Source organism: Prochlorococcus sp. MIT 1342 (genome assembly GCF_047304495.1).
Lineage (GTDB): Bacteria > Cyanobacteriota > Cyanobacteriia > PCC-6307 > Cyanobiaceae > Prochlorococcus > Prochlorococcus marinus_D.
Genome location: NZ_CP138957.1, coordinates 780,816 through 794,148 on the forward strand (window position 1 = coordinate 780,816; position 13,333 = coordinate 794,148).

General features: G+C 48.7%; 15 protein-coding genes and 1 pseudogene. 7 read left to right on the forward strand and 9 right to left on the reverse strand.

The window, feature by feature from the left end:
* The first annotated feature begins 113 nt into the window (after positions 1 to 113).
* From SIB79_RS04130 to SIB79_RS04145, 4 genes are all read left to right on the forward strand, one after another.
* Positions 114 to 1,073, forward strand: coding sequence for a carbamoyl-phosphate synthase (locus SIB79_RS04130; protein WP_413681143.1), 960 nt, complete (start codon positions 114 to 116; stop codon positions 1,071 to 1,073).
* Between the two features lie 534 nt (positions 1,074 to 1,607).
* Entirely contained in the window at positions 1,608 to 2,339 is a 732-nt protein-coding gene (locus SIB79_RS04135; protein ID WP_236072442.1) for a phosphatase PAP2 family protein, read from the forward strand.
* A 176-nt stretch (positions 2,340 to 2,515) separates the two neighbouring features.
* Positions 2,516 to 2,755: a hypothetical protein gene (locus tag SIB79_RS04140; RefSeq protein ID WP_155724520.1), complete on the forward strand. Its 240-nt coding sequence runs from the start codon at positions 2,516 to 2,518 to the stop codon at positions 2,753 to 2,755.
* A gap of 116 nt (positions 2,756 to 2,871) precedes the next feature.
* Positions 2,872 to 4,062: a substrate-binding periplasmic protein gene (locus tag SIB79_RS04145; RefSeq protein ID WP_063402771.1), complete on the forward strand. Its 1,191-nt coding sequence runs from the start codon at positions 2,872 to 2,874 to the stop codon at positions 4,060 to 4,062.
* 13 nt (positions 4,063 to 4,075) lie between these two features.
* Here SIB79_RS04145 and SIB79_RS04150 read toward each other — a convergent pair whose 3' ends face one another.
* Positions 4,076 to 5,458: an urea transporter gene (locus tag SIB79_RS04150; protein WP_236072444.1), complete on the reverse strand. Its 1,383-nt coding sequence runs from the start codon at positions 5,456 to 5,458 to the stop codon at positions 4,076 to 4,078.
* 189 nt (positions 5,459 to 5,647) lie between these two features.
* Between SIB79_RS04150 and SIB79_RS04155 the strand changes: the two are divergent.
* Both SIB79_RS04155 and SIB79_RS04160 read left to right on the forward strand, forming a co-directional pair.
* A pseudogene (locus SIB79_RS04155) lies at positions 5,648 to 5,830 on the forward strand (carbohydrate kinase); the annotation flags it as partial.
* A 592-nt stretch (positions 5,831 to 6,422) separates the two neighbouring features.
* A complete protein-coding gene (locus tag SIB79_RS04160; RefSeq protein WP_063402774.1) occupies positions 6,423 to 6,671 on the forward strand; it encodes a hypothetical protein in 249 nt (82 codons plus the stop codon).
* A gap of 83 nt (positions 6,672 to 6,754) precedes the next feature.
* On the opposite strand, the gene SIB79_RS04165 is transcribed toward SIB79_RS04160, so the two are convergent.
* The 3 genes from SIB79_RS04165 to SIB79_RS04175 all read right to left on the reverse strand — a co-directional run bounded on the left by SIB79_RS04165 (position 6,755) and on the right by SIB79_RS04175 (position 7,837).
* Positions 6,755 to 7,102 (reverse strand): hypothetical protein, encoded by a 348-nt coding sequence (locus SIB79_RS04165; RefSeq protein ID WP_063402775.1) that lies wholly within the window; start codon positions 7,100 to 7,102, stop codon positions 6,755 to 6,757.
* Positions 7,096 to 7,524: a hypothetical protein gene (locus SIB79_RS04170; protein WP_155724521.1), complete on the reverse strand. Its 429-nt coding sequence runs from the start codon at positions 7,522 to 7,524 to the stop codon at positions 7,096 to 7,098. The genes SIB79_RS04165 and SIB79_RS04170 overlap by 7 nt, the downstream gene beginning before the upstream one ends.
* Positions 7,525 to 7,690: 166 nt before the next feature.
* Positions 7,691 to 7,837, reverse strand: a complete 147-nt coding sequence (locus tag SIB79_RS04175; protein ID WP_155724522.1) for a hypothetical protein — start codon at positions 7,835 to 7,837, stop codon at positions 7,691 to 7,693.
* Positions 7,838 to 7,979: 142 nt separating this feature from the next.
* Between SIB79_RS04175 and SIB79_RS04180 the strand changes: the two genes are divergently transcribed.
* Positions 7,980 to 9,080, forward strand: coding sequence for a hypothetical protein (locus tag SIB79_RS04180; RefSeq protein WP_063402777.1), 1,101 nt, complete (start codon positions 7,980 to 7,982; stop codon positions 9,078 to 9,080).
* Between the two features lie 139 nt (positions 9,081 to 9,219).
* On the opposite strand, the gene SIB79_RS04185 is transcribed toward SIB79_RS04180, so the two are convergent.
* The 5 genes from SIB79_RS04185 to SIB79_RS04205 all read right to left on the reverse strand — a co-directional run bounded on the left by SIB79_RS04185 (position 9,220) and on the right by SIB79_RS04205 (position 13,195).
* Positions 9,220 to 9,714: a hypothetical protein gene (locus tag SIB79_RS04185; RefSeq protein ID WP_155724523.1), complete on the reverse strand. Its 495-nt coding sequence runs from the start codon at positions 9,712 to 9,714 to the stop codon at positions 9,220 to 9,222.
* Between the two features lie 13 nt (positions 9,715 to 9,727).
* Positions 9,728 to 11,080 (reverse strand): hypothetical protein, encoded by a 1,353-nt coding sequence (locus SIB79_RS04190; protein WP_063402779.1) that lies wholly within the window; start codon positions 11,078 to 11,080, stop codon positions 9,728 to 9,730.
* Between the two features lie 782 nt (positions 11,081 to 11,862).
* Complete coding sequence (locus SIB79_RS04195; RefSeq protein ID WP_236072446.1) at positions 11,863 to 12,084, reverse strand: carbonic anhydrase; 222 nt, start codon at positions 12,082 to 12,084, stop codon at positions 11,863 to 11,865.
* A gap of 164 nt (positions 12,085 to 12,248) precedes the next feature.
* On the reverse strand, positions 12,249 to 12,563 hold the full coding sequence (locus SIB79_RS04200; protein ID WP_413681144.1) for a hypothetical protein: 315 nt from the start codon (positions 12,561 to 12,563) through the stop codon (positions 12,249 to 12,251).
* 20 nt (positions 12,564 to 12,583) lie between these two features.
* On the reverse strand, positions 12,584 to 13,195 hold the full coding sequence (locus SIB79_RS04205; RefSeq protein ID WP_063402758.1) for a hypothetical protein: 612 nt from the start codon (positions 13,193 to 13,195) through the stop codon (positions 12,584 to 12,586).
* Positions 13,196 to 13,333 lie beyond the last annotated feature (138 nt).

Here is a 13,333-nt window from a genome sequence, read left to right on the forward strand (position 1 = left end):
TGATGTTCAGGCGTAAAACATTCTCAGTTTCCTTTTGCTGCAGTTGATGTGGACTGATAGCTGCAACAAGTAATCAACCAGATAATCAGTGACCTTTTAAGCGCTCAATCCCAGTGCTGAGTTCCCTCCGCCTGTCCTTATCTCTTGCTGCTGCTCTTGCCTTAGCTAGCACTCCCATCCAGCCAGTCACTGCTCAAGACGACGGCAGTGCAGCAGATCTCGGCGTCATGGAGATCAACCTCAAAGACGCTGTGCAGTTCAACTGGGGTTTTCAAGGTGCACTGCAAGGAGCAGGCACACCCAATCAAGCCGGTATTGGAGCGTTTCTTCCCATTGCCGTTGGTGAGAACAGCGTCTTCTTCCTTGATGCCTTAGCCAATGCCAACTTCTCTGATCGAGATGGTGAAAGCAGCATCGTTAATACCGATGTTGCTGGTACCACGATCAGCACCTCAACCCGTTTGGGGTATCGCTGGCTCAATGGTGATCGCAGCTGGATGTATGGAGTGAATGCTGGCTATGACAGCCGGCCAATGAATACAGGTGATGCTGATACCAGCGTCAATGTCACAGACAAGCGTGATGTCTTCTTCTCTCAAGTTGCTGCAGGGTTAGAAGCAGTCTCAGACACTTGGAACTTCAATGCCTATGCACTGGTTCCCATTGGTGATGTCGAACACAGGCTGAACAGCCAGTACGAGGCTGGGGCTTTAGATACCTACGGATTAGATGTTGGCTACAGCATCACACCAGATCTCAATGCTTCTGTTGGTTACTACTACCAAAGTGGTGATGTCGGTGAAGCCGATGGTTCTGGTGTTAAAGGAAGGCTGGCTTACAACATCAGCAATGGTTTAACACTTGGTGCCAATCTTTCTTACGACGAAGCATTTGATACACGCTTTACTGCAGACATTAAATATCGCTTTGGAAGCAATAGTTATGGAGCACCAAGCAAGAAACAACCATCAGTGATGCCTGCAATTCAGGCGTTATCTGCAACACCAGCCAATCGGGATGTCAGGGTGGCGGACGGGTGTTTTTATGTCTTCGACGATTACGAATGCTTTTAGATGGAAGACAGAGCTTACTAGCGGGGGATAACGTCACGGGAGTCCATGTTAGGGGGAGGGCTGCCCGGATGTATGTAGATGTTTGCAGCATAGCTTATCTAAGTCCCCTCCAATCGCGGCGGCTTTTTATTTCTTCAACCACCTCAATATCGGCTTGAAGCAACCATCGATACGTGGCACGTTGACTTGCAGAAAGTTGCCTTGATGTCGTCTTTGGCAGGTACTAATCAGAAATAGTTTTTCGTATTCACAACAAATCTACCCTCAACTTAATCTGCTCTAAAGCTATTTATACTCTCTAACTTAATCACCAAATCTTGAGGCTTTGATCACTGTCGCTGATTCTATTTGACCTGCGGAACTTCACAGCAACTTGATGCCACTCCTCAGCAAACTAGTTAAGGCGAACATCCCAATCCCAAGGCAATCGTTGTTGACCTGGTAGCAGATGCCTGAGATGAGTTGGAGGCAACTGAATCGCCTTGCCGATTGGCTAGGTCTTGCTTAAGAGCTAAAATAACTTGAAGACTTCAAATGATGCTTCGGGTTTCGCTCTTCGCATGGGCCTTGCTGGCGGGTGTGAGTACAGCCACGATCGCTCCTTCCAGAGCGAATCCAGCGGATGGCTTCCAGCTCCGTTTTGCCCCCTTAGCGGATGTGGTCGGGATGCCACCGGCAACGAACAGTGATGGATGGAGACGGGATCTGGCGGTGGTGCGTTGGCAGCAATTTGCGCGTGATTCCGAGTTGGTGGGTCATGCATGGAGTTACCTCGATCGCGACATCGGTCGATTTCAAGGGGCCATTGGTTCGGATTTCGTGAAGACAGCACCACGCATCCGGGCAGGCGTGCCGCAATTCGTACGCTTGGTTGATGAGGTTAAAAACCAGCTCAAGTATGCAATGGGCCGTTCACGTCCGTTTGTGACCCATCAGGATCTCAAGCCCTGTCTCCCTCGTGAGGACTCGGCAAGCTATCCCAGTGGCCATGCCACTTGGTATGTAACCACCAGCTTGCTTCTGGCGGACCTTCTGCCGGAACGCCGTGAGCGCTTGCTGGCGGTTGGGCATCAGGGGATGGCGGCTCGCGTGACATGCGGCATGCACTATCCGAGTGATGTGGAAGCGGGTCAACGTCTTGGGGAAGCTGCTGTGAAACAGATCCTGCGCAGCCCTCAGTGGAAGCGTTTCAAGCTGTCTGTTCAGCCAGAGGTCAAGGCACTGATCTCGCCACCGGCAGCGGGAATGCCAGTTGTCTACGACTAGTGCTCAGGGTTATGCGATAAGCGGGGTTATGCGATAAGCGGAGTGGCGAATGTGAGTGGCTTAGACGACTTGGTTGATCGGGCATCCGGCTTGACCGCATATTTGTTGGTGTGGTGGATCGAGGATGGTCGCTGCGATGCTGCGCTAAAGCCTTGGATGTTCCGCGCTGACGGACGTTGGCCTGCTCCTCAAGAGGCGCTCGATCCCTACGGCATCTGGATCGCGGAGATGATTTTGATCCCACGATCGACCCCGTTGTCCGTGTGGCAATTGGTCGTCTGCGTTTGGCCTTGGAGCGTTATGACGCAGCGGGTCTGAATACCTCGGTGAGATTTGCGATCCCGAAGGGGGGGTATCGCGTCGACATCCACGATCTAGCTCCGCCACTTGATGGCGTCGGGGGCTCACGCTGCTAAGGAAGCCCATTTCCGTGATGCCCCTTGATAAAGCGATCATGCAGATTGTGATGCTTTAGCGTAGAACTGTGCTCATTAATATTTTGCGGCTTAGGATTCTTGCGGCAAGGTGATTAATGGGAAAAGTAACTGGTTTGCTGCGAAGGGATCAACGTTGTAAGTGTCGCTTCTTGATTGCTAATCTGCTGTTGATTGGCTGGAGTGTTTGCACTCCTGCCGGTGGATTGGCAGAGCCACGTGTTTTAAGGGTTGGCGTGGTTGCTGGAAGCCAGCCTTGCAGTTATCGCGAAGCTGGTGTTTGGAGGGGGCTGGCTGTTGACCTTTGGACGCAAGTTGCGCAACGCGAAAACCTTCATTACAGGCTGATGCCGATGTCTTCTATTCAGTCGATGTTGGATGCGACGCGCTTGAATGAACTTGATGTAGCTGTTGAATGTATCAATTTAAGCCCTAGTCGGCTTCGCAAATATCAATTTAGCTTGCCTTTTCAGGAGGATGGTCAGGCTGTCATGGTCGCCAATGATCCTTTCAGTTTGAGTCGAGCTTTTCTTGCGGCGTTATTCAGCCCTTCATTGGTGCGCATGGTCGCCCTTTTAACGCTGTTGTTGTTTGTGATGAGTGCACTTGTTTGGTGGGTTGAGGATTACTCGAGCTTGGTTAAGCATGGGGGGAAGAGCCCCTTGCATCGCTTTGTCAAAGTCTTTACGATTATTCTTACTGGTGAAGGCGATGCGGAGATTGTTGATACGACCAGAGGGCGCGCTGTATTAATGGCGGCCTATGTCGTTCGTAATATTTCCAGTGCGGTTTTGGTGGGATTTCTCACTGTGGAATTAGTCCAAGAGGCGCAAGGTTTGGCGAGTCGTCGTTTGAACTCTTTTGATGAATTATCAGCGATGCGCATTGGTTATAAATCCGGAACTGTCAGCGAAGAATTATTGAAGGAGCTTGGAATGCAGTTGGCTGATTCTTCACATCAGTCCCAGTCTGCACGTGTGCCGATTAATTCGATTCGTGATTCCTTGTTGGCTCTCAAGGATGGTCGCGTGAACGCGGTGCTGGCAGACGAGTTGCAACTCCGTTATCTCCAGTCTCATGCGGCTTCTTCCGGAATCATCCCTGTTTTGCCGATGACTGGCATTCGCCCAGAACTTCAGGGATTTGCCTTGTCCCCCAAGCTCAATCCTGAAACGGTGAAGCGCATCAACCTTTCGATTAGCCAGCTCAAGCGCAACGGTTTGCTCCAGCAGCTTCGCAATGAAGCACTCGCAGGCCCGGGAGCTACGAGCAATCGCTCAACGTTTTAGGCCCGGCCATGATTTAGCTCAACAGAAGGCGATCGACGAAATCATGCCAGCTCAGGCTCTGCTCGTGGTCCATGAAAACTAATGCTTGTTCTTTTGAAGTGAGCGCTGGCTGGCCGATGCTCGTCAGGAGTCGGTCGAGTTCATCATGGTCGAGACGATCGTTGCCATTGGTATCCACTGGCATTAAATACAGCAGTAAGCGCTCCTCTCCCTGTCGCAGTCGTTGCAGTCGTTGGATGAGCTGACTGAATTCATTGCAGTTGATTCGTCCATCAGCATTGAGATCCATCGAAGCCATCGTTGCCGCTAATTGATCATTCAGGGATGACGTCCGTCGCAGCTGGTTGCCATCGCTCGCCCCTTCCATTGCCAGTGCATGACGAAGCTCTTCAAGGCTGAGATTGCCATCACGATTGCGGTCGAGCTGATCAAAAAGATGTTGCATCTGGCTGTTCCGTTCCGTTTCTGGCTGTTCCAGCCCAACGCTTGGGAGGGTGCCTTCGATTCGTTGTTTCAGGTTTTGGCGGAAAGAGCCCAGCAGCTCATTCGCCACGAGAAACCGTTTGCGATGTTCTTCAGTGGTGACCACGGCATGCAGAGCAACCGGAATTAAGGCCGGCAGCGCTGGTCCAGCCAGACCCTGCATCATCCACGTTGTGAGCACGAAGCTCAGGGTGAGTGGTGGCAGGTTGCCGATCCAGCTCCCCTGCATTGCCTGTAGCAGGCTGGCCAACGAGACTCCAATCAGAGCGATGACAAGGCTTCTGCGTCCGGGGGCGTGGAAGATACCGCCAAGGGCGATCGCCACCAAAACACCGTTGTAACCCCACAGACCTTGGGCTATGGCAGCGGGATCCGTCCCGCTTGCCAAGGCGGTGATCATCCCGATCAGTGCGCCACAGGTTCCGAGGGCGGCTGCCATCGGGCTTGCAACAGCGACTGCCAGGAGAACGAGCCATCCGCTGGCAAGGTCGGAGCAGAGAAAGACCTGTCCGAAGCTGTGCGGTATTCCGAGCGCTAACGCTTGCAAGGAACTGGTGGATGCAGCCGCTTGCACCGTCTCGATGGAGTCAGGGATGCGAGGACTGACCAACACCATGAGTCCCCAGGTGGTTAGGCAGAACGGCAGTGTGAGCGCTGGCGGATCGCCGCGGCGATGAAAGCGTCGCCGCCATAGCTCGATCATCACGGTTGTGAGTCCGCCACCGAGTGCCACGAAAATCGCCATTAGTGCGGCATCGAAGAGGGAGCTCGACTCCGATAGAACGGCTGCTGCGCATCCGACAAGGGCACCGTTGAAGCCATGGATACCCTGATCTCGGAGGCTTTGGCCAAGATTGGGAAGGCGAGACACGGTGTTGGCGGCAGCCATTCCAACAACAGCTAAGAGCGCCATCCAGGGCGATTGGAGTAGGAAGGCCAGAAGCAGGAGAGCACCGCTAGGGGGTGATTAATGAAGATCACCTGGGAAAAGCTGCGCAGAGCACTGCCCCAGCGGCCGGATGTAGTGGTCACCGATGGAGCGGCGCCAGTGCGCTGGCATCTCGCAGGTGAGAGCAGCGTGTAGCCTGTTTTTCAGCCCAGTGAAGTTGTTGATCCCACCTGTGCTGGCTATGCCTTTACGGCCGGGCTGTTGCAACGGTGGGTTGCAGCGCCCGGGGAGCGCATTCGTTTCGCTGCCGCCTTTGGTGCGTTGGTCTGCGGTGATCCTGGTGGCATTGATCCGCAGTCCACGCAAGTTCAGGTGGAAGCATTTTTAGGCAGGTGAGGCATGGCTTTGGTTGTTCTTGAACAAATGAGATGTATTTTTTGGGTAGAAATTCAAGACCGCTCGTGATTTCGTTTTTTTTCAAGCACAAAGAGATTGTCTACAACTTGGGTGCCCTTTCGTCCTATGTGTCTCAACTGTTTTTTCTTTCTCACGGTATTTCAATGTTGATCGCACGTGATAAACCTCACTGGTCAACGATAGGGTTTGCTCTGTTCACGTTGACATCGATTTTTTTAATGGCCCCTTATAAATGGGACCGTAAATGGATGCGTGTCAAAAGTATGGTTGGAATAACGATTTTTGGGTCTGTTCTTGTGATTTACATTTTGTGTGCGCTGGGATTGTAAGCGGGGATATAAGGGGAGTTGCAAAAAGAACTAAAGACATTGCTAGCTGCAGAAAAGAGTGACTTGGTCACCTGGAAGGAGCAGTGGTTCAACCTTCAAGCACGATGGGAAATCCATCAGAAGGAATTGAACCTAGCAGTGACTGATGTGAAACAGCTTGGCCGCCAAGCGCGTGACGTTTACGAGTCCTTCAGGACTGCCTGAGCAGTAACGCATTACCTAACTGGGGGAACAGCTCACAAATGAAATCCCCTGGCTCTGATCTCAGCCTCGCGCGCGTGGGTATCCAAAAACACCCTCCCCAGGTTCCGGAGGTTGCTAATGCAAGTCTGCGATTTATTCATTCTCCTTTCTTTTTCTTGCTTCTATTTCTTGCACTGCTCACCAGTCGTTTGAGCATGCGACTACCCGAATGGCAATTAGTAGCAGCTTTGATGTGCGTGGCCCGTTGCACTGGTCTTATGAAAACTGCCACTAGTTGCAATCTTTAGTTAACTAGCTTTTATTTATTTGTGATTCAGAGAAGATACACAGAAGGTCATTCCGGTCATTATGGTTAGTTCAAAATATCCTTCTAGATAAACACATTATCGATGCCATCAGACTGCTGCGCAAAGCTAAAGCTATTGGGCTTGACTCCATAAACCGTCGCCAGCACCTCTGATCCGCTTTGGAAGCTAGTGGTGTTATTAAACCCATTAAAGCTCATCTGAATATCAGATTCAGAGAGGCCATCGCCGAGTTGGATGAAGTCATCACCATCTCTGTAATCACGGATATTTAACTTCCCGCCCGTATTCAGCCTAAAAACATCACGGCCAGGACCGCCAAAAACTGTATCCTCTCCTCCCATACCATGAGCGATGAGGTCATCATTGAAGCCACCTGAGAGAATATCGTTACCGCTGGTTCCTGTCAGCACATCGTTGCCACCAAGGTGGTCGTCGAACTTCTGCAGACCGTCCTTGAGGTACTGGTCGAGGCAGTAAACGCAGGTCGTATAGAAGGCACCCCACTCCCTCTCGTCCCAGACGTGCTTGTCGCAGAGACGCCCGTTATGGAAGTCAGCAGGTTCTTTCCAGTCAGTTCCTCCTGCTCTAAGTAGAAGGTGCTGATGGGTACGAACCAAAGACGACGACGGTCTGATCTGGAAGTGGCATCGATCGTGTAGCTGGTCGTGATGATCGTCTTGGGTGCTCGCTCCTCAGGGATGACCAACTTGGCGACGCCCTTGTCCAAAAGGGTGAGCCCGTCAGTGATCTGGTTGTAGATGGACTTCAGGTCGAACTCCTTACGGGTGTCCGACAAAACGACGATCTCCTTGTCAGGGGTGAACCCAGACATGAGGAATCGGTTGTCCCCTGACTGCTCCTTCTTTATGTCCACGAAGTGCCAGGGTTTGATGTGCCGAAAGGACTTGGCAAGCAAGGATTTGCCGTTGCCTCCTACCTTCCACTCCGTGCTGCGGTCGTAGAAGATGATTGCTCGTCGGTTCACAATCTGATAGAAGTTATTGAGGAGGACATCCCACTGCTTCCACCAGCACGGAAAAACTCATAGTTCGGCTTTGTAGCTCAGCAGAAGCCACTGCATCGGCATTGGGAGCTAGAAGGGCAGGAGATGCGCCCGCACATCTCTCGACAACAGCGGACTTCAACAGACTTTTAAATCCATCAGAACCAGTCGTCGAGCTTTATTATTGCAGTTGACTAACCTCAATAAAATCTTGAGAATCCAGGGAGTAAATACTCGAAGCAATGCCTTAAGATCAAAACCTATGATATAAAGTGATAAATGGCATGACGAGAATAGCCGCTCAAATATTGGGGTGGGAGGAAGAGTACTCAATCAATTTCGCGAAATTTCAATTAGAATCTGCATCCTTTTTCGAAAAGAACAAAGAACTCGAATATAAGATCAGAAAAGAGAACCTTTGCGATATCTCAATAGCTCTTACAGGATCCGGCATTAGACATTGGCTACAAGGCAAGACTCTTTTAGGATTTACTGTCTATAGAGGCTTTATACCCGATCACGATGACGACATTGCAATCGATGCCAAAGACCTCAAGATCTTTTGCACAAAAACAATTAAAAGTCTTATTAGTCAAGGATTTAGACTGATCAGAGTCAGCAATTATGACTCGATGATTTCCATGGAGCGAAACAAAAGATATATTGATATTTGCATTTTCAGCTATAAACGTAATTCCACTTTTTATGGTTATGGGAAATATTACCCAAGCATCTACTACTCGAAAGCATGCTTCCACAGTATTTCTTCAGAATGCACCACGCCAGCACCTGAGGGATCTCTTGAGATATGCAATCTAAAATACCCCAAACTATGTAATTACAGATTGAATACATATGTAATCTGGGAACACGGCTTACATCAACTTCAAGATATTAATAAAATGTTGAGCACAAGCAGTAGAAATATTTTACCAGTAGAAAACAGAATTACATCGATAAAAAGAGTTGATTTATCTGACTTCCTGGAAATTCTTTACTGCAAAGAAAAACACTCCTCTCATATATACGAAAAATGCAGACTCTTACTTCAGATAGCTAGATTGAGCGATAATAACCTATATAGCTTTGCTGTAATCAAATTTGCGTACAAGGAAGACACAATCTACCCGAAGGACCCAGCCAAACTAGATGAAAAATCAAGAAAACTTTTTAACGATATGAAATGGAGAGTACGCGAGCAATTCAACCCAAGGCTTAGTGGTGACATGCAAAATATTAAATTACCTAATACAAGCCCGGGAGTATCTCATTGTCATGTCATTCACTCAACGGACTGCATAGCAGAAATTGTCTTAATTGATCAGCTAGTGGCAGAATACTCGCAAGCGAATATATCGCAAAAACGACTCAAAAGCTTCATATAAAACAATTTTTCAAAATGGTTAAGAACCATAAAGTTCGAATGGGGCGCCCACAAAGAAGAATCTAAAAAATCCAATTAAAATCAGGAGAGCTATCCCTACAAAAGACTTTTTGAAACAGCTATTCACATCATCAGAGAAACTAATAAGGAAGCAAAGCATGAAGATCATTTTCACTATCAGCGATTTGCACATAACGATGAGGTATTGACTTCAAACCGTAAAAACTAAAATACGCTAATCTATGGCTCCCGTCGTAAATATGATATAACATTTGCCCGCCTGGTTGAGGGTGCCTCACTAAAAGGATTTTTGACATAAGGGCGCAAGAAAATTTATTGTCAAATTCAAATATTCTTACTACTTTCTCAACATCTTCAATAAGCCCGGAAAAACTTTTTTCTCTATATTTTAGTGATAAATAGTGGAGCGAATCCTTTATTGGGGCAGCATATTTAACCGGATCGCCTCTATCTCTATGCTTTTCCATCATCACCCAATTTTTACGGTGCTTAGACAAAATCTCTTTATTGCAATCATTTAGGTGAATAGTGTTTTTGTCGACGATTTCCTTAACATGAACAGCAAATAATTGTATAAGCGGAATTCCGGTTTCTCTACATCCCAGGACAGACAAGAATTGAGTCTTATTAAACAGTGTGTACATGCTGACCAGTCAATTTCTCTTTTGTATCGCGACCCAGTTTCACACCTAAGGTCTGCTTGATTACATTTTGATTACGGTAACCAAAATCAAATGCCGTTAGGGTTGGATTGGCAATACGTGCATCCTGCCAACGAGCATAGAGGCTTGAATTGAGTTTAATAATTGCACCAAAGTCAGCACCACCATCGATCTGCCGTCCTCTTGCTTTCCCCATGGTGTTGTAATGCTCTTTCCCCCAGTTAAAAAGGGAAAGCCTGCCGCCATTAATGATGGCACGTGAATCCTTACGATATTCATCGAGCAGTGTGGTGCCGTAGTCCTCGACGTAGGCGCCGTAGTCATTGGCATCTTCTTTACCAGTTTTGACTTCAAGTACGCGACCTTGTTTACTGCCGTTATTCAACCAGTGCATCTGCCCCCAAAGGTGTTGTGATGCTGTCTTGCCAGATCTGTAATCAGTAATAAAGGCTTGTTTTAGCGTTAATGGGTAACGATCAACATAGTCATAGTATTTTGCCATGGCACCTGTTGGTCTTTGTGTGCCTTTAGGAGTAGAAAATTGAACATAATCATTGTTTAGTTTTGTTATTGCAGTAATTGATGTGTCGTTGATCGTGACTGAGGCGGTATTGCCAACCTGATTTGTGCGTTGCCGGTTGCTATAGAGCTTGATGTTGAGGGTTTCTGTGCCTTCTGTTGTTTGGTCCTTCTTGATGCGATGACTAAAGCTAAAAGTGCCGTTGCGACTAACAGTGACTGGGCCGCCTAAGGATCCAGAAGAGAAATCATTGGCGTTAATGCCATTGCCGCCAAGGCTCCAATAAAGCCTTGTACCTTGCGCAACATTGGTCGTCCTCCCTGTTGTTGTTAACCACTGACCCTCATTGCGCCTAGAGGCTGAGGTTGATAGCTGATAGGTGGGAACTGCTGTTTGTGTGGACCCCCATGAACCATCAGGATTCAACTTGGCAACAAAGACGTCCTCTTTACCGGCTGATGTGAGTGTTGTTGACCCAAAGCTGGCACTGCCATAGAAGGCGCCAATGATTAAAGAGGAGCCGTCTGCTAAGGCGCTGATGCCGTGACCCGAGTCAAAACTGCTGCTACCAGCCTTTGTTGCCCAGGCATAGGAACCATCAGCATTGAGCTTGGCAATGAAGACGTGGCCAGCACTGCCGGCTGATGTGAGTGTTGTTGACCCAAAGCTGGCGCTACCTCGGGAGTAGGTCATCAGACGGTGGTAGTAGCCAGTGATGAACGTGGAGCCGTCTGCTAAGGCGCTGATGCCGTTTCCACGAGCATCACCAATGCCACCAGCCTTTGTTGCCCAGCTCATTTATTTGATGGAGCCATTAGTCGATTTTCGCATCTGCTTTAAAGCTGAGCTCTTATTTATATATAATTAAAACATTGACTTTCTCAAAAGATCTTTTTAAGTACTAAACATGCAACAACGGGCCATCAATGATGGCTAGTCATGCATATCGCGTTAAACCGTTAATGATTAACTGCAAACTTCATAAAAGATTGAATTAATCTCAATGGTATTTGGCTGTCAATAGTGACGGCTTTAAGGAGCCTCCTTAGCCAAACCTTATCGATAACTCCAGCAATCAAAGAGAGGCTAAAACTCTTTACTTTTGCAGCAACGAGCATCTTTATTGCTAATTCCAATATCCTTGCTAGCGCTGATCTGTACTGGCGCTGGTGTATCAATAAGTCATTGATACTCTCCCACCTAGGAGGCGTTTATTCCCTACTATTTATAATTATAGATATATGGTCGATTCAGGGCGAATACAAATCGGAAGCTATCTACTAGAGGGGGCTAATCCAAGCAAGCTATTTAGTTCTCTAGCGCAACCAACAACAGCCGCAGGTTGATCAGATGCAATCGCTTTGCCTAACGCCGCCATCAATCCATGCGTGAACTGCGCCACTAACTTCTGGCGACTAACGCCAGCATGCTCAAGGTCTCTATTCACATGCTCTCTGATTTAAGGGGTAGCACTAGTCCCCCACCTCATGATCAGGTTTGGCGTGGCTGAACTGGCCAGCATGGACAGCACGTGATCACCCTTCTGTTGGCCATTTCTGGGGATACCGATAGAAGGGCTCTTAACACTGAGGGATTTGGGATTCTTCTTCTGATCTTTCGACTGTTGGATCCCTATAGCAACGCTCTTCAATGATCGGCTTGATGCCTTCCTCCAGCTCTCGTAGAAGCTCTTCTCTAAAGCCGTCAATATTCTCCAGTGTGGGGTGCACAAAGCCTGCCTCTTTTGAATCCCAAAACAGCGCCAGTATCGTCCGATGAAAGAGGGGGTGTCTGAGAGGCATGAACTCAGTTGCAAGGGAGTGCCCCACCAGGAAAACATCAACTGAGCCTGGGCTAGGCGCCCTCTAGCTGTTGCCTAGTTGGGCGTTGTTCATACTCTCAACCTCTCTGGAGAAATCTCGCCCCACTCCTTCTGGAAGCTGGTCACTGGCCATCAGGGCCACTCTTAGAGCTTGGCCACACGCGACAACGTATTGGCAGCTCCAATGACTGAATTCAGCTGTCCTGTCCGAAAACTTTCCTTCATCACGGCTTTCATCATGTGAACCATCTCAGCGACAACAATCTTGCGGTCATGGTTGACGTCATCAATAACAACCTGCCGTGCTTCATGCAGATAGTTCCGTGCTTGGCGTTCATCGACACCCCACTCTGAGGCAGCGTGTTGAATCAACTCTGAGTTGACAGCACCTTTAGAGAGCATCTGTACAAATTGCAGGATGCGCTTTTCTTTTTCGTACTTGGTGCATTTCTTACCCATGCTGTTGATTCTGACAGTAATTAGTTCAGGGGTCGGCTTTGCAGTAATGCACGGACCTGACTGCCATTGATCTCGACATTCGTTTCGGCATAGATCTTGTTAGCAAGTCGAGCTGGATGAAGCCCGGGGTTGTTGTCGATGACCTCCCAAACGGCGTCGGTGTGACCGTTGAGGATGGGGGGAGAGAGAGACACCCCTGAGAAAAGTGGGGTGTTTTGTTGGAGCTGATCGACCTCAGGTGTTGGAGCTTGGATGTGTGTTTTAGGGTTTGTTTGAGGTTTAATCCCTTCTCTTTCAAAGGGTTTTACTCCTACTTCCAACATTTCCACTCCTTTCTTTAAGGGGTGTGTCTCTCTTGTTTGAACCCCTGATTTGTTTTGGTGTTTTTGTTGGAGGTGATTAGAGCCATTCCTGAACTCGTGCGGCATGAAATACAGACCAGGAACTCCCTGTCGTGGTTTCTGTGTCAGCCACCTTCGGCAAGCTGTGTCGCGTCCGACGGAGCTGCGCAAAGTCTTCTCCTCATCGGATGACAAACCCATCAGCTCAGCGGCATCACGCAGTCCGATGGGCTGTTCTTGCTGCTTGAGAAGGTTCTGGAATCGATCACGCCATTTCTGCTCTGGAGCCATATGGCTGAGATCTGCTTCCAGCTTCCAGGTCCAACCGTTTGGCAGACCTTCGATCAGTTCACTGCGCTGAAGTCGCAGTTGCCAAAGGATGCTGGTTTCGCGTTTCTTATCGGTCTGCAGAGTGCGTAGTTCTTCGTC

Coding starts and splice junctions, on each gene's coding strand:
- SIB79_RS04135 (WP_236072442.1), top strand. CDS start 1,608: ATGATGCTTCGGGTTTCGCTCTTCGCATGGGCCTTGCTGGCGGGTGTG.
- SIB79_RS04145 (WP_063402771.1), top strand. CDS start 2,872: ATGGGAAAAGTAACTGGTTTGCTGCGAAGGGATCAACGTTGTAAGTGT.
- SIB79_RS04150 (WP_236072444.1), bottom strand. CDS start 5,458: ATGGCGCTCTTAGCTGTTGTTGGAATGGCTGCCGCCAACACCGTGTCT.
- SIB79_RS04160 (WP_063402774.1), top strand. CDS start 6,423: ATGAAATCCCCTGGCTCTGATCTCAGCCTCGCGCGCGTGGGTATCCAA.
- SIB79_RS04170 (WP_155724521.1), bottom strand. CDS start 7,524: ATGTCTGGGTTCACCCCTGACAAGGAGATCGTCGTTTTGTCGGACACC.
- SIB79_RS04180 (WP_063402777.1), top strand. CDS start 7,980: ATGACGAGAATAGCCGCTCAAATATTGGGGTGGGAGGAAGAGTACTCA.
- SIB79_RS04190 (WP_063402779.1), bottom strand. CDS start 11,080: ATGAGCTGGGCAACAAAGGCTGGTGGCATTGGTGATGCTCGTGGAAAC.
- SIB79_RS04195 (WP_236072446.1), bottom strand. CDS start 12,084: ATGCCTCTCAGACACCCCCTCTTTCATCGGACGATACTGGCGCTGTTT.
- SIB79_RS04200 (WP_413681144.1), bottom strand. CDS start 12,563: ATGGGTAAGAAATGCACCAAGTACGAAAAAGAAAAGCGCATCCTGCAA.
- SIB79_RS04205 (WP_063402758.1), bottom strand. CDS start 13,195: ATGGCTCCAGAGCAGAAATGGCGTGATCGATTCCAGAACCTTCTCAAG.